The organism is Mesorhizobium metallidurans STM 2683 (genome assembly GCF_000350085.1).
GTDB classification, from domain to species: domain Bacteria; phylum Pseudomonadota; class Alphaproteobacteria; order Rhizobiales; family Rhizobiaceae; genus Mesorhizobium; species Mesorhizobium metallidurans.
The window spans coordinates 64,992-83,139 of the sequence record NZ_CAUM01000134.1 but is presented as its reverse complement, the minus strand read 5'-3'; the positions used below and the strand labels follow the sequence as shown (position 1 = coordinate 83,139).

Here is an 18,148-nt window from a genome sequence, read left to right as displayed (position 1 = left end):
GAATCCACTCAACCATCCAACTCCCTGAAATAACGAGAAAAACCATGAAATCGCATGCAAAGGTCGTGGTCATTGGCGGCGGTGTCGTCGGATGCTCCGTGCTGTTCCATCTTGCCCGCCACGGCTGGACCGATGTGGTTCTATTGGAGCGCGACGAGCTGACTTCCGGATCGACCTGGCACGCGGCCGGCGGCATGCATACGATCAATGGCGATCCCAACGTCGCCAAGCTGCAGAAATACACAATTTCGCTCTACAAGGAGATCGAGGAACTGTCCGGTCAGGCAACCGGCGTGCATCTGACAGGCGGCGTGCTGCTGGCCGCCACTGAGGCGCGGCTCGACTGGCTGCGTGGCGTCGTCGCCAAGGGCCGCTATCTCGGCATCGACCTGGAGGAGATCTCACCTGATGAGGCGGCCAAGTTGATGCCGCTCATCGATCCCAAGCAGTTCGTCGGCGCGGTGCGCAACAAGGAGGACGGCCATCTCGATCCATCGGGCGTCACCCACGCCTATGCCAAGGCCGCGCGCAAGCTCGGCGCCGAGGTCGAGCGCTTCACCAAGGTCGAGGACATCGTGCGGCGCGCCGACGGCTTGTGGCGCGTCATCACCAACAAGGGCGAGGTGGTGGCCGAGCATGTCGTCAATGCCGGCGGGTTGTGGGCGCGCGAGGTCGGCCGCATGGTCGGGTTGGAACTGCCGGTGCTGGCAATGGAGCACATGTACCTGATCACCGAGGACATGCCGGAGGTTGCCGCCTGGAACCAGAAGACCGGCACGGAGATCATCCACGCGGTCGATTTCGACGGCGAGCTCTATCTGCGCCAGGAACGCGGCGGCATGCTGATGGGCACCTATGAGAAGGCCAACAAGCCGTGGTCCGAGTTCCAGACGCCATGGAATTTCGGCCACGAATTGCTGGAGCCGGATATCGACCGCATCGCGCCTTCGCTGGAGGTCGGCTTCCGGCATTTCCCGGCTTTCCAGAACACCGGCATCAAGCAGATCATCAACGGGCCCTTCACCTTCGCGCCCGACGGCAACCCGCTGGTCGGGCCGGTGCGCGGCCTGCCGGGTTTCTGGGTCGCGTGCGGCGTCATGGCCGGCTTTTCGCAAGGCGGCGGCGTTGGTCTCGCGCTGTCGAACTGGATGATCGAGGGCGATCCAGGCGCCGACATCTGGGCCATGGACGTCTCGCGCTATGGCGACTGGGCGACGATGGCCTATACCAACGCGAAGGTGCGCGAGAATTATTCGCGGCGGTTTTCGATCCGCTTCCCTAATGAGGAACTGCCTGCCGGGCGGCCGCTGAAGACGACGCCGGTCTACGATTTGTTGTCGGCCAAGGGGGCGCAATGGGGTGTGGCCTATGGGCTGGAAGTGCCGCTGTGGTACGCGCCGGAAGGCGTCAGGGACGAGTTCTCGTGGCGGCGCTCGAGCGATTTTTCTCACGTCGCCAAAGAAGTCGCGGCCGTTCGCAATGGCGTCGGCCTGTCGGAGATTTCGAGCTTCGCCAAATACAAGGTGACGGGCGAGGGGGCCGCCGCATGGCTCGACCGTCTGCTTGCCTGCAAGTTGCCGAAGCCGGGCCGCATGACGCTGGCACCGATGCTGAAGGACGACGGCAGACTGATCGGCGACTTCTCGCTGGCCAATCTTGGCGATGAGAGCTGGTTCCTTGCCGGCTCCGGCGTCGCCGAGCAGTATCACATGCGCTGGTTCGAGAAACATTTGCCACCAGACGGCTCGGTCCGCATCGAAGCGCTCGGGCCGAAACTAACGGGCCTGTCGATCGCGGGACCGAAAGCACGGGAACTCCTGGCCAAGGTCACGCGGGCGGATGTCTCCAATGCGGCGTTTCCGTTCATGGCGATTGCCAGGATGGATATCGGCATGGCGCCGTGCCTGGTCGGGCGCGTCAGCTATACCGGCGATCTTGGCTACGAGATGTGGGTGGCGCCGGAATATCAGCGCGCCGCGTTCCAGGCCCTGATGGCGGCCGGCGAGGAGTTTTCGATCGGCTTGTTCGGTTCGCGCGCGCTCAACGCATTGCGGCTGGAAAAGAATTACGGCTCCTGGGGGCGCGAATACCGGCCGATCTACGGGCCGCTGGAGGCTGGGCTCGACCGTTTCGTCGCCTATGGGAAGGACGCCGATTTCATCGGCAAGGAGGCCGCACTTGCCGAGCGCAAGCAGGGCGGCAAGCTTCGGCTGCGCGCCTTTGTCGTCGATGCTGTTGATGCCGATGTCATCGGTGACGAGCCGATCTGGTATGACGGCGCCGTGCGCGGCTGGGTCACGTCAGGCGGCTATGCGCATCATTCGAGGAAATCCATCGCCATGGGCTATGTGCCGAAGGAGATCGCCGAGGAGACCGACGGTTTCGAGATCGAGCTCCTGGGCAGACGTCATGCCGCGCGCATGCAATCGGCGCCGCTGTTCGACGCCAATTTCGAGCGGATGCGTGGGTGAGGGCGCGCTGACGCCTCAAGCGTTGCGGCGATTGTCCAGCGCGAGGGCGCCCGGACCGGCAAACACCAGATAGAGGAAAATGAAGCAGAACGAGATTGCCGAATCGCCACCATTGTTGATGGGGAAGAAGCCCTGCGGCATGTGCGCCATGAAATAGGCGATCGCCATTTCGCCGGCCAGGAGGAAGGCGACGGGCCTGGTGAAGAGCCCAAGCGCCAAGAGGATGCCGCCGGCGAATTCGAGGATGGCGGCGGTCAGCGTCAGTCCGGTCAATGCGCCGGCATGGTCGCTGACGGGAAAATTGAACAGCTTTTGCGTGCCATGTTCGATGAATTGCAGCGCCGTCATGATGCGGAGCGCGGCCAAAGCCTGCGGCTGATATCTGGCAAGACCGTCAAAAAACTTCATCCAAAACTCCATTTTACCCCTGCCGACCGACCATAGATTATTGGCTTTGAAATGGACCATTCACTTCCCATCGCCTGCCCTCAACAATCTGTGATTGAAAACGTTCCGCAGGCGGGCCGCCTCGATTCTCTCAATGGTTGCTTTTTCTCCCTTTATGGTTGCATTTCGATCGCCATGGTTGTACTGCTATGCCGATACTCCAAACCATATGGGTCCCTTTGCCATGAAAAGAGTCGTCATCAGCCTATTCGCAATCCTTGCAGGCACCAGCTTCGCCATGGCCGCCGATGCCGGCTGCGCCGCCTTCAAATGGCCGGTGACACGGGAGCAGGCACTGTTTCCGGCAGCACCCGCCGCGCAGTCGGGTGCTGCGCTTTCGGTCGGCGAGGCTGCAGATGTGGCGTTGGCGCCGGTCGACACGATCAGCTTCACCGTTCCGCCGGAACGCGCGCCGAGAGCCGGCACGTTCGGCGCAACGGCAAGCGTTATTGTGCCGCCGGAAGGAGATCTGCAGATAAGCCTCTCCGGTGAAGCCTGGATCGATGTCATCCAAGACGACCGTGCGATGAAGTCGGTGGGCTATAGCGGAGTGAAAACCTGTCCCGGCATCCGCAAAAGCGTGCGCTTCAAGCTGGCGGCCGGACCGGCCACCATTCAGTTCAGCGGTGCCAAAGAACAGGGCATCAAGGTCGCGGTGCTGGTGCCGGAATGACTTCTTGACGCCCCGCTCTTCGCACCGGGCGGCGTGCGTTGACTGTATAGGACCGGATCAGCGCCCCGGCGCCATCAACGCAAAATGCGCGCCTTGCGGGTCCTGGCACTGCACAATCCAGCTGCCGCCGGGTACCTCCATCGGACCCATCAGGATCTTGCCGCCATTGTCGGTGACGCGCTTGGCCGCTGCATCGATGGCCGGCACGTTGAAATAGAACTGCCACACCGGCACCGGGATCTGCTCGGGCTTGTTCATCATGCCGCCGCCGGATTCGGGCCCGGCCCCAAATGTCTGGTAGGTGCCCATCGGCCCCATATCCATCGAATCGCCCTTGGTCCAGCCGAACTGGCCGGCATAGAAATCGAACGCTGCCTTCCAGTCCGACGTGTAGAGTTCGTGCCAGCCGATATGGCCTGGCGTGGTGGCCGGCACCGCTGGCTGATCGGGGCCGCTCGGCTGCATCAACATGAAGGTCGCACCTTGCGGATCGGCGACGACGGCGAAGCGGCCGACGCCCGGAATGTCGCCGGGTTCGCGGTGAACCGTGCCGCCGGCGGCCGTCAGCGACTTTGTCGAAGCATCGACGTCTTTCGTGTGAATATAGCCGAGCCAGGCCGGCGGCATGCCCATCTTGGCGGCGTCCTCAGGCAGCGTCATCAGCCCGGCGACGCCGCGCTCTCCGACATTCATGACGATGTAGCGCGGCATGCCTGGCCCGGCGTCGAAGGGCTGCGCTGTCCAGCCGACCACAGCCGTATAGAAGGCCTCGGCGGCGTCGAGGTCGGTGGTCATCAACTCGTACCAGAAGAAGGGCATGGGGGACTCCGGCATTGTCGTGCTCCTCTCGTTTTCCAGTTGTGGGCGTTTCCAGTTGTGAATTGCGGTTCGATCCATCCTAGGACGATCTTGGCGACGGAAATCCGACATCTGGGCCAGAAATCGATGGCGGCAAGGTGCCCTCATTCGCAATCTTGCGCATGTCGCGGTTTTCGACTTTGTTTACCTCCAACGAGGGTCGATCCATGCGCCTGATGTCGCTCACGCCGGAGCTTGTCGCACTGTGCCATCGCGAGGAGGCCGATCCCGGTCCCGATGGCAGCTGGACGCAACTGACCGACGAGGATTTCCGGGCGCTTGCCTCGCGGCTGTCGGGCGAGGCAGATGAGGGTCCGCTGTGGGTGTTCGCCTATGGCTCGCTGATCTGGAAGCCGGCCTTCGAATCCGTCGAACAGCAGCGCGCCACCGCGTATGGCTGGCACCGCTCCTTCTGCCTCGACATCGCCCGCTGGCGCGGCAGCGCCGCGCAGCGGGGGTTGATGATGGCGCTGGAGCGAGGTGGGCGATGTGACGGCGTGATCTATCGCTTGCCAGACGGCGAGAAGCCCCTGCAGATCGAGAGGCTGTTGCGGCGCGAGATCGACGACCAGGAAAGCGTCAGCTCGGTCAGGTGGGTGCCGGTGCGTACCGAGCAAGGATCACTGCGGGCATTGGGCTTCTGGGTTGGCATGACCGGGAGAGGCACGTCGCTCGGGCAGCCGCTGGAGACAGTGGCTCAAGTGCTGGCCAGGGCGTGCGGGCATGTCGGATCGGGTGCGGAATATCTCTACAACACGGTCAGTCACCTCGAAGCGTTCGGTATTCGCGATCGCAATCTGTGGCGGCTGCAGGGACTGGTCGCGGACGAGATCAGGTCGATCCATGGCAGCACCCCTGAGATCTGCACGCAGCACTCGATAACATGAGTAAAAATATCATGTTTTTATCGAGCATTTCAGTGTCTTGCCAGAAAATTGACCAATTGATAAAAAAATAAAACGTGCTAGCCTTCCCCAAAACGAAAACAAGGGGAAGAGGAATGGCGACTGGTCATTTCAAGGAAGGTATTGCCGGCGGCCGGCTAGCGGCCGAGCAGTACGCCGACAATTTTTCCGATCTGCATCCGCCGCTCGATCATCACGAGGCGCTGGTCGAATCCGACCGCTGCTATTTCTGCTACGATGCCCCATGCATGAATGCATGCCCGACCTCGATCGACATTCCTCTTTTCATCCGCCAGATATCGACGGGCAATCCGATCGGCTCGGCCAAGACGATTTTCGACCAGAACATCTTGGGTGGCATGTGCGCCCGCGTCTGCCCGACCGAGACGCTGTGCGAAGAGGTCTGCGTGCGCGAGGTCGCCGAAGGCAAGCCGGTGCAGATCGGCCGGCTGCAGCGCTACGCCACCGATGTCGCGATGTCTGAGAACAAGCAGTTCTACCAGCGCGCCGAGCCGACCGGAAGGACGATCGCTGTGGTCGGCGCCGGGCCGGCGGGGCTGGCGGCTGCGCACAGGCTCGCCCGCCACGGTCACGACGTGACCATACTGGAAGCGCGCCCGAAGGCCGGGGGCCTCAACGAATACGGTATCGCCGCCTATAAGAGCGTCGACAATTTCGCCCAGGCCGAAGTCGACTATGTCACCTCGATCGGCGGCATCGACATCCAGAACGGCAAGGCGCTCGGCCGCGACTACCAGCTGTCGGACCTGATCCGGAATTACGACGCGGTGTTTCTCGGCATGGGGCTTGGCGGCGTCAACGCGCTGCGCGCCGATGGCGAGGACGCCGCAGGGGTGACCAACGCCGTCGAATTCATTGCGGAGCTCCGTCAGGCCAGCGATCTCTCGGGTCTGCCGGTCGGCCGGCGCGTCGTCGTCATCGGCGGCGGCATGACGGCGATTGACGCGGCGGTGCAGTCGAAGCTGCTCGGCGCCGAGGAGGTGACGATCTGCTACCGGCGCGGCCAGGAGCATATGAACGCCTCCGAATTCGAGCAGGATCTGGCCGCCGCCAACGGCGTCATCATCCGCCACTGGCTGCAGCCGAAGCGGGTCATTGCCGAAGGCGGCAAGGTCAGCGCCATCGAGCTCGAATACACGGCGATGAAGGGTGAAAAGCTCATCGGCACCGGCGAGCGGCTGACGCTTACCGCCGACCAGGTGTTCAAGGCGATCGGCCAGAGCTTTATTCCCTCGGCGCTCAACGGCGGCGGTGCGGCGCTCGAACTGGAAGGCGGCCGCATCAAGGTCGACACTGAGGGCCGCACCTCGCTCGCCAATGTCTGGGCCGGCGGCGACTGCATCTTTGGCGGCGACGACCTGACCGTGTCGGCCGTGGCGCAAGGCCGCGACGCGGCGGAATCGATCCACCGGGCACTGACCTCAAACGGGAGGGCATGAGCATGGCAGATATCAGAAACAATTTCGTCGGCATCAAATCGCCGAATCCGTTCTGGCTGGCTTCGGCGCCGCCGACCGACAAGGCCTACAACGTCATCCGCGCCTTCAGGGCAGGCTGGGGCGGCGTGGTGTGGAAGACGCTCGGCGAAGAAGGGCCGCCGGTGGTCAACGTCAACGGTCCGCGCTATGGCGCGATCTGGGGCGCCGACCGCCGCCTGCTCGGCCTCAACAATATCGAGCTGATCACCGACCGCGACCTGCAGGTCAATCTGCGCGAGATCAAGCAGGTCAAGAAGGACTGGCCCGACCGCGCCATCGTGGTCTCGCTGATGGTCCCCTGCGAGGAACACGCGTGGAAGGCGATCCTGCCGGTGGTCGAGGAGACCGGGGCCGACGGCATCGAGCTCAATTTCGGCTGTCCGCACGGGATGTCGGAACGCGGCATGGGTGCGGCGGTCGGCCAGGTGCCGGAATATATCGAAATGGTGGTGCGCTGGTGCAAGGCCAACACCCGCATGCCGGTCATCACCAAGCTGACGCCCAACATCACCGATATCCGCAAGCCGGCGCGGGCAGCTCACGCCGGCGGCACCGACGCGGTGTCGCTGATCAACACGATCAATTCGATCACCGGCGTCGATCTCGACAGTTTCGCGCCAGAGCCGACCATCGACGGCAAGGGCTCGCATGGCGGCTATTGCGGCCCGGCGGTGAAGCCGATCGCCATGAACATGGTGGCCGAGATCGCGCGCGATCCGGAAACGCAGGGCCTGCCGATCTCAGGCATTGGCGGCATCACCACCTGGCGCGACGCCGCCGAATTCATGGCGCTCGGCGCCGGCAATGTGCAGGTCTGCACGGCGGCGATGACCTACGGCTTCAAGATCGTGCAGGAGATGATCGCCGGCCTGGAAAACTGGATGGACGAGAAGGGCCACGCCTCGCTCGACGACATCGTCGGCCGGGCCACGCCCAACGTCACCGACTGGCAGTATCTCAACCTCAACTACATCGCCAAGGCGCATATCGACCAGGAGGCCTGCATCAAATGCGGCCGCTGCCACATCGCCTGCGAGGACACGTCGCACCAGGCGATCACCAACATGGTCGACGGCGTCAGGCATTTCGAGGTGATCGAGGCCGAATGCGTCGGCTGCAATCTTTGCGTCAATGTCTGCCCGGTGGAGAATTGCATCACCATGGAGCCGCTGGCGGTGGGCGTGATGGACCAGCGCACCGGCAAGCCGGTATCGCCGGTCTACGCCAACTGGACGACGCACCCGAACAACCCGATGGCCAAGGTGGCGGCGGAGTAGGGGCGGGGCGCTATCCCAATCGCAGGCACGGCTCATGCTATGGCTCGGCGTCGTCCTGCAGGTCGTTGCCGGCGCAATGGTAGTGGCCGGGTTCGGGACCGCGGTCGCCCGCCTCAGCCTTTCGGCTTCAGTCCGTCGATGAACAAGTGCTCGAGGAACCGCGCGGCGTCCTCGAAGCGGCCGTCGCCGCCGCGGTTGGGCCCGAGCACGGCGCGGACCTGGACATCGAAATCGGCATAGTGCTGCGTCGTTGCCCAGATCGAGAAGATCAGGTGCCAGGGGTCAGTGCGGGCGATCTTGCCGGCCCGCATCCAACCCCTGATGACGGTGGCCTTCTCGTCGACCAGCGTCTTCAACTCGCCTTCCAGCAGCGGCATGATGCGCGGCGCGCCCTGCAGGATCTCGTTGGCGAACAGCCGGCTCTCGCGCGGGAAGTCGCGCGCCATTTCGAGCTTGCGCCTGATGTAGCTGCGCAATTCGGTCAAGGGATCGCCGATATCGTCGAGTTCCCTGAGCGGCGCCAGCCAGGTCGCGAGCAGCCGCTCCATCAGCGTTTCGTGGATGTCTTCCTTGCGGCGGAAATAGTAGAGCAGGTTCGGCTTCGACATGCCCGCGGCTTCGGCGATCTGGTCGATGGTGGAGCCGCGAAAGCCGTTGGTGGAGAAGACTTCGAGCGCGGCTTCCAGGATGAGTTCGCGCTTTTCCTGCTGGATGCGGGTGCGGCGAGGAGCTGAGCCTTCCATGGCGTCCGTCACCCTTGCGCGCCGCCGCGCCGAGGCCCATCTGGACCAATTCTCTGGACCAGTTTTTCCCCGGCCTGTGGAGCGCGCTTCCGATGCCGCATTTCCGCTAGTAGTCCCTTGACCGCCGACACGGCGGTGCTAACGTTTGTCCAATCGGTCAAAATTTGCGTAGCACGAAAACGCAGCGAAGACCAAGTGTCGGGAAGACCAAGCGTTAGCCGCACCGAAACAGGTTACAAGGGGAAGTCTTGGTCATGTCCAACCGGCTGAAAGTCACGCCGAACGATCTCAGCGCATTCTGGATGCCGTTCACGGCAAACCGGCAGTTCAAGCAGGCGCCACGCATGTTCGTGTCCGCCAAGGACATGCACTACACGACGAGCGACGGCCGCAAGGTACTCGACGGCACCGCAGGCCTGTGGTGCGTCAATGCCGGCCACTGCCGGCCGAAGATCACCGAGGCGATCCAGAACCAGGCAGCCGAACTCGACTATGCGCCGGCCTTCCAGATGGGCCACCCGATCGTATTCGAACTGGCCAACCGCCTGGTCGACATCGCGCCGAAAGGCATGGACCACGTGTTCTTCACCAATTCCGGTTCGGAATCGGTCGACACCGCGCTCAAGATGGCGATCGCCTATCACCGCGTCAAAGGCGAGGGTTCGCGCACCCGCCTGATCGGCCGCGAGCGCGGCTATCACGGCGTCAATTTCGGCGGCATTTCGGTCGGCGGCATCGTCACCAACCGCAAGATGTTCGGCACGCTGCTCGGCGGCGTCGACCACATGCCGCACACGCATTTGCCGGAGAAGAATGCTTTCTCCAAGGGCGTGCCGGAGCATGGCGCGGAGCTGGCCAACGAGCTGGAGCGCATCGTCGCCTTGCACGACGCCTCGACCATCGCGGCCGTCATCGTCGAGCCGGTGGCCGGCTCCACCGGCGTCATCCTGCCGCCGAAGGGCTATTTGCAGAAGCTGCGCGAGATCTGCACCAAACACGGCATCCTGTTGATCTTCGATGAGGTTATCACTGGTTTCGGCAGGCTCGGCACGCCGTTCGCGGCCGACTATTTCGGCGTCACGCCCGACATCATGACGACGGCCAAGGGCGTCTCCAACGGCGTCATCCCGATGGGCGCGGTGTTCGTCAAGAAGGAGATCCACGACGCCTTCATGACCGGCCCCGAGCACATGATCGAGTTCTTCCACGGCTACACCTATTCGGGCAATCCGATCGCCTGCGCGGCCGCACTCGGCACGCTCGACACCTACAAGGAAGAGGGCTTGCTCACCCGCGGCAAGGAGCTGGCGCCCTATTGGGAAGATGCGCTGCATTCGCTGAAGGGCGAGCCGAACGTCATCGATATCCGGAACATAGGCCTGATCGGCGCGATCGAGCTAGCGCCGATCGCCGGGCAGCCGACCAAGCGGGCCTTCTCGGCCTTCGTCAAGGCGTTCGAGCGCGGCGCGCTGATCCGCACCACTGGCGACATTATCGCGCTGTCGCCGCCGCTGATCATCACCAAGGGCCAGATCAACGAATTGATCGACCATGTGCGTGATGTGCTGAGGTCTATCGATTGAAGAACTGGGCGCGGATATCCCTCCCCCTCGAGGGGAGGGTGGCCGCGAAGCGGTCGGGTGGGGTCGGTGCGGCAGTGCGCCGACCTGGTCTTTTGCCGCGAGGTCTCTGCTGATGCCCCGTACCCGCGTGAGCTTCGAAATGCGCCAAAAGGCGCGCGCACTTCGAGTTCATGCGACCAAGGGCGAATCCCTGATGTGGTATGAACTGCGCGAGTTGAAATCGGCCGGCATAAAGTTCCGCCGCCAGTGCCCGATCGGACCCTATATCGTCGACTTTGCTTGCTTCGCTGTAAAGCTGGTGGTGGAAGTGGATGGCGACTTGCACGAACAGGAAAGGGGCAAACGGCACGACGCTGTCCGTGATGCCTATCTGCGATCGCTCGGGTTCGATATCTTTCGCGTCGATGAGCCCGATGTCATAAACAACGCTTGGCATGTCGCGCAGGTGGTCAAGGAGAAGGTCGCGCGCATGTTCGGCGACCCCACCCGACCGCTTCGCGGCCACCCTCCCCTCGAGGGGGAGGGGGACGCCGCGCAAACGACGAGGTTTTAAATGGCCGCCCCCGGCGAGAATCTGCGAGTGAATTCAGACCGTTTGTGGGATTCGATAATGGAGATGGCGAAGATCGGCCCCGGCATTGCCGGCGGCAACAATCGCCAGACCGTGACCGATGAAGACGGCGAAGGCCGGCATCTGTTCAAGCGCTGGTGCGAGGCGGCCGGGCTCGAAATGGGCCTTGACGAAATGGGCACCATGTTTGCCCGCCGCGAGGGCACCGACCCCGACCTGCCGCCGGTCTATGTCGGCAGCCATCTCGACACCCAGCCGACCGGCGGCAAATATGACGGCGTGCTCGGCGTGCTTGGCGGGCTGGAGGTCGTGCGTTCGCTCAACGATCTCGGCATCAAGACCAAGCATCCGATCGTCGTCACCAACTGGACCAACGAGGAAGGCGCGCGCTTTGCGCCTGCCATGATGGCATCAGGCGTCTTCGCCGGCGTGCTCGACCAGGCCGATGTCTATGAGCATGTCGACAAGAACGGTAAAAAATTCGGCGAGGAACTCGAACGCATCGGCTGGAAAGGGACGGAGAAGGTTGGCGAGCGCAAGATCCACGCCTTCTTCGAATTGCATATCGAGCAGGGGCCAATCCTTGAGGACGAAGGCATCGATATCGGCGTCGTCACCCACGGCCAGGGGTTGAAATGGCTACAGGTGACGCTGGCCGGCAAGGAAGCGCATACCGGCTCGACGCCGATGCCCAAGCGCCGCAATGCCGGGCTCGGCATGGCGCGGGTGATCGAGCTGGTGCACGAGATCGCCATGGACTACCAGCCGGACGCCGTCGGCGCGGTCGGCCATATGGAGGTCTATCCCAACTCGCGCAACATCATCGCCGGCCGCACCGTCTTCACCATCGACATCCGCTCGCCGGAAAAGGAAGTGCTGGACGCGATGGACGGTCGTATCCGCGAAGGCATCGACACGATCTGCGATGCGCTCGACATCAAGTACAAGATCGAGCAGGTCGGCCATTTCGATCCGGTCACCTTCGACAAGGGCTGCGTCAAGGCTGTGCGGGATGCCGCGGAGCGCCTGGGTTATACGCACCGCAACATCGTTTCCGGCGCCGGCCATGATGCCTGCTGGATCAACCGCGTCGCGCCAACCGCCATGGTGATGTGCCCCTGCGTCGATGGGTTGAGCCACAACGAGGCCGAGGAGATCACCAAGGAATGGGCGGCTGCCGGCGCCGATGTGCTGTTCCATGCTGTGGTGGAGACGGCGGAGATCGTGGGGTGAGAGGTTTGGGCTGGACCAGACGGATTCTTGCGAAGAGGGACCCCCACCCTAACCCTCCCCACAAGGAGGAGGGAACTCCTGTCAGCGCCGATCTGCGGCAAATTACCAACATTTCGAACGCCAAGGTCGTAAGTCTGATTGCGCGGCAGCATTCCCTCCCCCTTGTGGGGAGGGTTAGGGTGGGGGGCCCTCTTCGCAAAAAATTCATATGCGATTTCTCTGCTTTTGCGGGAAGAGATTGAGGGTGGGGGTACTCGTCTTGGCACCGACCGCGATCGATCCAGCCGCCATAAAGCGCGCAAGGTTGCTGCGACGGAATATGACGGACGGCGAGCGCAAACTCTGGTCTGAATTGAAAGAGTTCCGCCGCCTCTACGGACTGCACGCCAGGAAGCAGGCGCCGATCGGACCTTACGTCGCGGACTTCGTTCTGCATGAGAAGAAGCTCGTCATCGAAGCGGACGGAGAGCATCACTTCACGCCTGAGCAAATGGAGAAGGATCGAATACGCGGTGCATGGTTTGGCCGACAGGGCTATCGTGTGCTGCGGTTTTCGACAGGAGACCTGGCAAATTCCTTCGATGGTTGTGTCGAGGAGATATTGCGGGAAGTTGGAGTCATGTAGAGGCCGTTCAGGGGTTTCTCGATCCTGAACCGACCCAAGCAAGGCGCTCACAAGAAGCGCGAAGAGAACAAGGGAACAAGAAAATGACCAAAGTCATCCGAAACGGCACCATCGTCACCGCCGACCGCACCTGGAAGGCCGATTTGCTGATGCAGCATGGCAGGATCGTCGCCATCGGCTCGAACCTGCACGGCGACCATGAGTTCGACGCCACCGGCTGCTACGTCATGCCCGGCGGCATCGACCCGCACACCCATCTCGAAATGCCGTTCATGGGCACTTATTCGGCCGACGATTTCGAGAGCGGCACGCGCGCGGCCTTGTCTGGCGGCACGACGATGGTGGTCGACTTCTGCCTGCCTTCGCCGCAGCAGTCGCTGCTGGAGGCCCTGCAGATGTGGGACAACAAAACCTCGAAGGCGTCCTGCGACTACTCCTTCCACATGGCGATCACCTGGTGGGGCAAGCAGGTGTTCGACGAGATGGCCACCGTCGTCGACAAGGGCATCACCTCGTTCAAGCATTTCATGGCCTACAAGGGCGCGCTGATGGTCGATGACGACGAGATGTATGCGTCGTTCCAGCGCTGCGCCGATCTCGGCGCGCTGCCGCTGGTCCATGCTGAGAACGGCGACGTGGTTGCCGCCCTGTCGCAGAAGCTGCTCGCCGCCGGCAACAATGGCCCTGAAGGACACGCCTATTCGCGCCCGCCGGAAGTGGAAGGCGAGGCAACCAACCGCGCCATCATGATCGCCGACATGGCCGGCGTGCCGCTCTATGTCGTGCATGTCTCGTGCGAGCAGAGCCACGAAGCCATTCGCCGCGCGCGGCAAAAGGGCATGCGGGTGTTCGGCGAGCCGCTGATCCAGCATCTGACGCTCGACGAAAGCGAATATTTCAACAAGGACTGGGATCATGCGGCGCGCCGCGTGATGAGCCCGCCCTTCCGCAACAAACTGCACCAGGACTCGCTGTGGGCCGGCCTGCAAGCCGGATCGCTGCAAGTGGTGGCGACCGACCATTGCGCCTTCACCACAAAGCAGAAACGCAATGGCGTCGGCGATTTCACCAAGATCCCGAACGGCACTGGCGGGCTCGAGGACCGTTTGCCGATGCTATGGACGACAGGCGTCAACACCGGCCGGCTGACGATGAACGAGTTCGTCGCCGTGACCTCGACCAACATCGCCAAGATCCTCAACATGTATCCGAAAAAGGGCGCCATCGTCGAAGGCGCGGATGCCGACATCGTCGTCTGGGACCCGAAGCGCAAGAAGAAGATCACGGCCAAGAAGCAGCAATCGGTGATCGACTACAACGTCTTCGAAGGTTTTGAGGTGACCGGCCTGCCGCGCTTCGTGTTCTCGCGCGGCGAATTGTCGATCGAGGAAGCCGAGGTCAAGGCAAAGCCAGGCCATGGCGAGTTCGTCGGCCGCGAGCCGAACGCGGCGGTCAACCGGGCGCTGTCGACGTGGAAGGAGATTTCCGCGCCGCGCAAGGTGGAACGCACGGGCATTCCGGCGACCGGGGTTTGAGCTGCTTGATTTTCGCCTCAGGCGACCAGCGCATCCAGTTCCGGCAGCAGGACGACGCTTTCCTGCTCGTTAGGATCGGTGCGGGCGATGACCGCCGAAGAGGGGCTGTCGCTCAGATTGGCGGACAGATGCGGCACGCCGGCCGGGATGTAGAAGAGGTCACCTGCCTTGACGACGATATGCTGTTCGAGCCGGTCGCCATACCAGGTATGCACCTCGCCGGAGAGCATGTAGATCGCCGTTTCATGGCTTTCATGCATATGCGCCTTGGCGCGGGCGCCGGGCGGCATGGTGAGAATGTGCATGCAGATGCCGGCAGAGCCGACGGTCTCAGTAGCAATGCCGGCAAAATAGGTCAGTCCCTGCTTGCCTTCATAAGTGCTTTCGGGACGGATAAGATGACAAGTGGGTTTGGACGACATCGGAGACCTTCCGTTTGACGGTCAATTGGGCGAGACGAATGGACATCAACGCAAACGCAAAAACAACCGCATTTCATCCGGCGTATCGGTGCGTCAAGGCAGGCCGCAGCCGATGACGGGAGCATCGCCAGCCGTCGTTTCGGCAAGCAAGCTTGGCCTCACCTTCAGCACCAATGATGGCCCGGTGCAAGCGCTGACAGATGTCGACCTGACCATCGGCAAGGGCGAATTCGTCTCCTTCATTGGGCCGTCCGGCTGCGGCAAGACGACCTTGCTCAGGGTGATCGCCGATCTGGAGAAACCGACTTCGGGAACCATTTCCGTCAACGGCATGACGCCGGAGCAGGCGCGCGAAAAGCGCGCTTATGGCTATGTCTTCCAGGCGGCGGCGCTTTTTCCCTGGCGCACGATCGAGCGCAATGTGGGACTGCCCTTGGAGGTCATCGGTCTCTCCAAGGCTGAGCAGGCGGAACGCATCAAGCGCACGCTCGACCTCGTCAATCTCTCCGGCTTCGAGAAGAAATATCCCTGGCAGCTTTCGGGCGGCATGCAGCAGCGCGCCTCGATCGCGCGGGCGCTCGCCTTCGATGCCGATCTGCTGTTGATGGACGAGCCGTTCGGCGCGCTGGACGAGATCGTGCGCGACCATCTCAACAAACAGCTTCTGGAGCTGTGGGAGCGCACCAACAAGACCATCTGCTTCGTCACCCACTCGATTCCCGAGGCGGTCTATCTGTCGACCCGGATCGTCGTCATGTCGCCGCGGCCGGGCCGCGTCAGCGACGTCATCTCCTCGACGCTGCCCAGGCAGCGGCCGCTGCATATCCGCGAGACGCCGGAGTTCCTGGCGATCGCGGCGCGCGTCCGCGACGGCCTTCACGCCGGGCATAGCTATGAGGATTGAGCGGGATAAGATTCCTCCTCTCCCCGACGGGGAGAGGGTGGCCGGAGCGAAGCGGAGGTCGGGTGAGGGGGCGGCTAACCACGCCTTCGTCATCCTAGGGCGAAGCAAGGAGCGAAGCGACGCGGCGCAGACCCTAGGATCCATGCCGTTACCTCTCCACTTTGCGACGGTGCGGAACAGTGATCCGAAGGCAACATCGACCGTTGGGACTCGAGTCGCAGACATTCTGAACCGTCTGGGCTTTTCGGCCAACGTCACGGCATGGATCCTAGGGTCTACGCACGCCGCTTCGCGGGTGCTTCGCCCTAGGATGACGAAAGCGTGGTTGCCGCTCCCGTCGCACAGAGCGTGCCGAACTGGCGAGGCCTGCTAGATGGACTCCTTCCGCGACAAGCTTATCCCGGTGACCTCGATTCTCGTGGGCATCGTGGTGGTCTGGTATGTCTTTGCCGTCATCCTCAACACGCCGTTCCAGCGTGATCTCGACCGGCGCGCCAACGAGACGCCAGGCGTTGTCGAATTCATCGGCAAGACGCTGGCGCAGCCGAAGCCGACATTGCCGGCGCCGCATCAGGTGGCGGTGAACTTCTTCGAGAACACCTTCCTGCGGCCTGTCACCTCAAGCCGCAGCCTGATCTACAATGCCTGGGTGACGCTGTCCTCGACGCTGCTCGGCTTCGCCTTCGGCACGGCGCTCGGCATCGTCATCGCTGTCGGCATCGTGCATGTGGCGACGCTCGACCGCAGCCTGATGCCGTGGATCATCGCCTCGCAGACCATCCCGATCCTGGCGGTGGCGCCGATGATCATCGTCGTGCTGGCGGCGATCGGTATCACCGGCCTTATCCCGAAGGCACTGATCTCGACCTATCTGTCGTTCTTCCCGGTGGCTGTCGGCATGGTGAAGGGGCTGCGTTCGCCGGAGATCATGCATCTCGACCTGATGCACACCTATAATGCCAGCCGCGCGCAGACCTTCTGGAAATTGCGCGTGCCGGCTTCGGTGCCGTTCCTGTTCACCTCAATGAAGGTGGCGGTGGCCGCCAGCCTGGTCGGCGCCATCGTCGGTGAGTTGCCGACGGGTGCGGTCGCCGGCATCGGCGCCAAGCTGCTTGCCGGCGCCTATTACAGCCAGACCATCGATATCTGGTCGGCTCTGGTCGCCGGCTCGGTGGTGGCGGCGTTGCTGGTCATGGTCGTCGGCATTGCCGGGCGCCTCGTCGACCGTGCCATGGGCGGGAGGCCGGCATGAGTTCACTTCTGAGCCTGTCGTCGATCACGCCTCGTTCCTGGCAGGGGTTTGCCGCGCTTGCACTCCTTGCGGGCGCTGTTTTTTCGGGGCCGCTTGCCGCAGTCACGCCTGGCTATGGCATCGCCACGGTGGCTTTGATCTTCATCCTGCTGTTGTTGGCGATCCAGATGGATCGATTTCCACCCGCAATCGCGGCGACCTGTCTGTTCATTGGGGCGCATGGCGCTGTCTGGGCGCTGCTGCATGGGCTGGCAGGGAACGAGGGAACCGCCCGCATATCGTTCTTCCTGCTGCTTGCCGCGGCCTGGCTGCTCGCCTGGCGTTGCGTGGCGTTGCTGTCCTCATTGCGCCCCACCGAGAAGTGGGCACGGACGGCACTGCGCCTGATCATCCCGGCGATCTTCGGCGCCTGGATACTGATCCTCTGGGAAGCGATCACCAGGGGCGCCGGCATCCCGTTCATCCTGCTGCCGCCGCCAAGCGCCGTCGGTGCGCGCATCGCCAATTCTTTGCCGATCCTGGCGGCCGATGTGCGCCAGACCATCTTCAAGGCGGTGATTTTTGGCTATGTCGTCGGCAGCGGCGCCGGGTTTCTCACCGCCATCCTTGCCGACCGCGTGCCGTTCTTCCGCCGTGGCCTGCTGCCGATCGGAAACATGGTCTCGGCGCTGCCGATCATCGGCGTGGCGCCGATCATGGTCATGTGGTTCGGCTTCGACTGGCAGTCCAAGGCGGCGGTGGTCATAATCATGACCTTCTTCCCGATGCTGGTGAACACCGTCGCCGGGCTCGCCGCTTCCGGGCATATGGAGCGCGACCTGATGCGCACCTATGCCTCGGGCTACTGGCAGACGCTGTTCAAGCTCCGGCTGCCGGCGGCGGCCCCCTTCATCTTCAACGCGCTGAAGATCAATTCGACGCTGGCGCTGATCGGCGCCATCGTCGCCGAGTTCTTCGGCACGCCTGTCGTCGGCATGGGATTCCGCATTTCGACCGAGGTGGGGCGGATGAACATCGACATGGTCTGGGCCGAAATCGCAGTTGCAGCACTTGCGGGTTCGGTCTTTTATGGCGTGGTCGCTCTTTTCGAGAGAGCCGTCACGTTTTGGCACCCTTCTGTCCGTGGTGGATAGGGCGGTGGGTTAAGGGC

17 protein-coding genes are annotated in these 18,148 nt (G+C 62.9%); 13 read left to right on the top strand and 4 right to left on the bottom strand.

All coding sequences use genetic code 11. The features are described 5' to 3' along the window. The first annotated feature begins 44 nt into the window (after window positions 1-44). The gene (locus MESS2_RS22325; RefSeq protein ID WP_008876738.1) at window positions 45-2,471 is read left to right on the top strand and encodes a GcvT family protein; all 2,427 of its coding nucleotides are present in this window, start codon (window positions 45-47) and stop codon (window positions 2,469-2,471) included. Between the two features lie 15 nt (window positions 2,472-2,486). On the opposite strand, the gene MESS2_RS22320 is transcribed toward MESS2_RS22325, so the two are convergent. Next, the gene (locus MESS2_RS22320) at window positions 2,487-2,879 is read right to left on the bottom strand and encodes a DoxX family protein (RefSeq protein ID WP_008876737.1); all 393 of its coding nucleotides are present in this window, start codon (window positions 2,877-2,879) and stop codon (window positions 2,487-2,489) included. Window positions 2,880-3,087: 208 nt separating this feature from the next. Between MESS2_RS22320 and MESS2_RS22315 the strand changes: the two genes are divergently transcribed. Further along, complete coding sequence (locus MESS2_RS22315; protein WP_008876736.1) at window positions 3,088-3,591, top strand: hypothetical protein; 504 nt, start codon at window positions 3,088-3,090, stop codon at window positions 3,589-3,591. A 57-nt stretch (window positions 3,592-3,648) separates the two neighbouring features. Here MESS2_RS22315 and MESS2_RS22310 read toward each other — a convergent pair whose 3' ends face one another. Next, the gene (locus tag MESS2_RS22310) at window positions 3,649-4,425 is read right to left on the bottom strand and encodes a VOC family protein (protein WP_008876735.1); all 777 of its coding nucleotides are present in this window, start codon (window positions 4,423-4,425) and stop codon (window positions 3,649-3,651) included. Between the two features lie 191 nt (window positions 4,426-4,616). Between MESS2_RS22310 and MESS2_RS22305 the strand changes: the two genes are divergently transcribed. The 3 genes from MESS2_RS22305 to preA all read left to right on the top strand — a co-directional run bounded on the left by MESS2_RS22305 (window position 4,617) and on the right by preA (window position 8,130). Then, the gene (locus MESS2_RS22305; RefSeq protein WP_008876734.1) at window positions 4,617-5,336 is read left to right on the top strand and encodes a gamma-glutamylcyclotransferase; all 720 of its coding nucleotides are present in this window, start codon (window positions 4,617-4,619) and stop codon (window positions 5,334-5,336) included. Window positions 5,337-5,449: 113 nt separating this feature from the next. Next, complete coding sequence (locus MESS2_RS22300; protein ID WP_008876733.1) at window positions 5,450-6,814, top strand: NAD(P)-dependent oxidoreductase; 1,365 nt, start codon at window positions 5,450-5,452, stop codon at window positions 6,812-6,814. 2 nt (window positions 6,815-6,816) lie between these two features. Next, on the top strand, window positions 6,817-8,130 hold the full coding sequence (gene preA, locus MESS2_RS22295) for an NAD-dependent dihydropyrimidine dehydrogenase subunit PreA (RefSeq protein ID WP_040593776.1): 1,314 nt from the start codon (window positions 6,817-6,819) through the stop codon (window positions 8,128-8,130). A 113-nt stretch (window positions 8,131-8,243) separates the two neighbouring features. Here the strand turns inward: preA and MESS2_RS22290 are convergent, their stop codons facing one another. After that, on the bottom strand, window positions 8,244-8,873 hold the full coding sequence (locus tag MESS2_RS22290; RefSeq protein ID WP_008876730.1) for a TetR family transcriptional regulator C-terminal domain-containing protein: 630 nt from the start codon (window positions 8,871-8,873) through the stop codon (window positions 8,244-8,246). 254 nt (window positions 8,874-9,127) lie between these two features. Between MESS2_RS22290 and aptA the strand changes: the two genes are divergently transcribed. The 5 genes from aptA to hydA all read left to right on the top strand — a co-directional run bounded on the left by aptA (window position 9,128) and on the right by hydA (window position 14,420). Beyond that, complete coding sequence (gene aptA / locus MESS2_RS22285; protein ID WP_040593744.1) at window positions 9,128-10,456, top strand: omega-aminotransferase AptA; 1,329 nt, start codon at window positions 9,128-9,130, stop codon at window positions 10,454-10,456. 112 nt (window positions 10,457-10,568) lie between these two features. Next, complete coding sequence (locus MESS2_RS22280) at window positions 10,569-11,009, top strand: endonuclease domain-containing protein (RefSeq protein ID WP_008876727.1); 441 nt, start codon at window positions 10,569-10,571, stop codon at window positions 11,007-11,009. Then, window positions 11,010-12,260 (top strand): Zn-dependent hydrolase, encoded by a 1,251-nt coding sequence (locus MESS2_RS22275; RefSeq protein ID WP_040593743.1) that lies wholly within the window; start codon window positions 11,010-11,012, stop codon window positions 12,258-12,260. A gap of 259 nt (window positions 12,261-12,519) precedes the next feature. Then, window positions 12,520-12,885: an endonuclease domain-containing protein gene (locus MESS2_RS22270; protein ID WP_008876724.1), complete on the top strand. Its 366-nt coding sequence runs from the start codon at window positions 12,520-12,522 to the stop codon at window positions 12,883-12,885. 83 nt (window positions 12,886-12,968) lie between these two features. Next, window positions 12,969-14,420: a dihydropyrimidinase gene (gene hydA, locus MESS2_RS22265; protein WP_008876723.1), complete on the top strand. Its 1,452-nt coding sequence runs from the start codon at window positions 12,969-12,971 to the stop codon at window positions 14,418-14,420. Window positions 14,421-14,437: 17 nt separating this feature from the next. Here hydA and MESS2_RS22260 read toward each other — a convergent pair whose 3' ends face one another. Then, window positions 14,438-14,842, bottom strand: a complete 405-nt coding sequence (locus MESS2_RS22260; RefSeq protein WP_008876722.1) for a cupin domain-containing protein — start codon at window positions 14,840-14,842, stop codon at window positions 14,438-14,440. Between the two features lie 112 nt (window positions 14,843-14,954). Here MESS2_RS22260 and MESS2_RS22255 point away from each other — a divergent pair, with 112 nt between their 5' ends. The 3 genes from MESS2_RS22255 to MESS2_RS22240 all read left to right on the top strand — a co-directional run bounded on the left by MESS2_RS22255 (window position 14,955) and on the right by MESS2_RS22240 (window position 18,131). Continuing rightward, window positions 14,955-15,746: an ABC transporter ATP-binding protein gene (locus tag MESS2_RS22255; protein ID WP_008876721.1), complete on the top strand. Its 792-nt coding sequence runs from the start codon at window positions 14,955-14,957 to the stop codon at window positions 15,744-15,746. A 373-nt stretch (window positions 15,747-16,119) separates the two neighbouring features. Beyond that, window positions 16,120-16,998, top strand: a complete 879-nt coding sequence (locus MESS2_RS22245; RefSeq protein WP_008876719.1) for an ABC transporter permease — start codon at window positions 16,120-16,122, stop codon at window positions 16,996-16,998. Beyond that, window positions 16,995-18,131, top strand: coding sequence for an ABC transporter permease (locus tag MESS2_RS22240; protein WP_008876718.1), 1,137 nt, complete (start codon window positions 16,995-16,997; stop codon window positions 18,129-18,131). Before MESS2_RS22245 ends, MESS2_RS22240 begins: the two co-directional genes overlap by 4 nt. The last annotated feature ends 17 nt before the right edge of the window (window positions 18,132-18,148 follow it).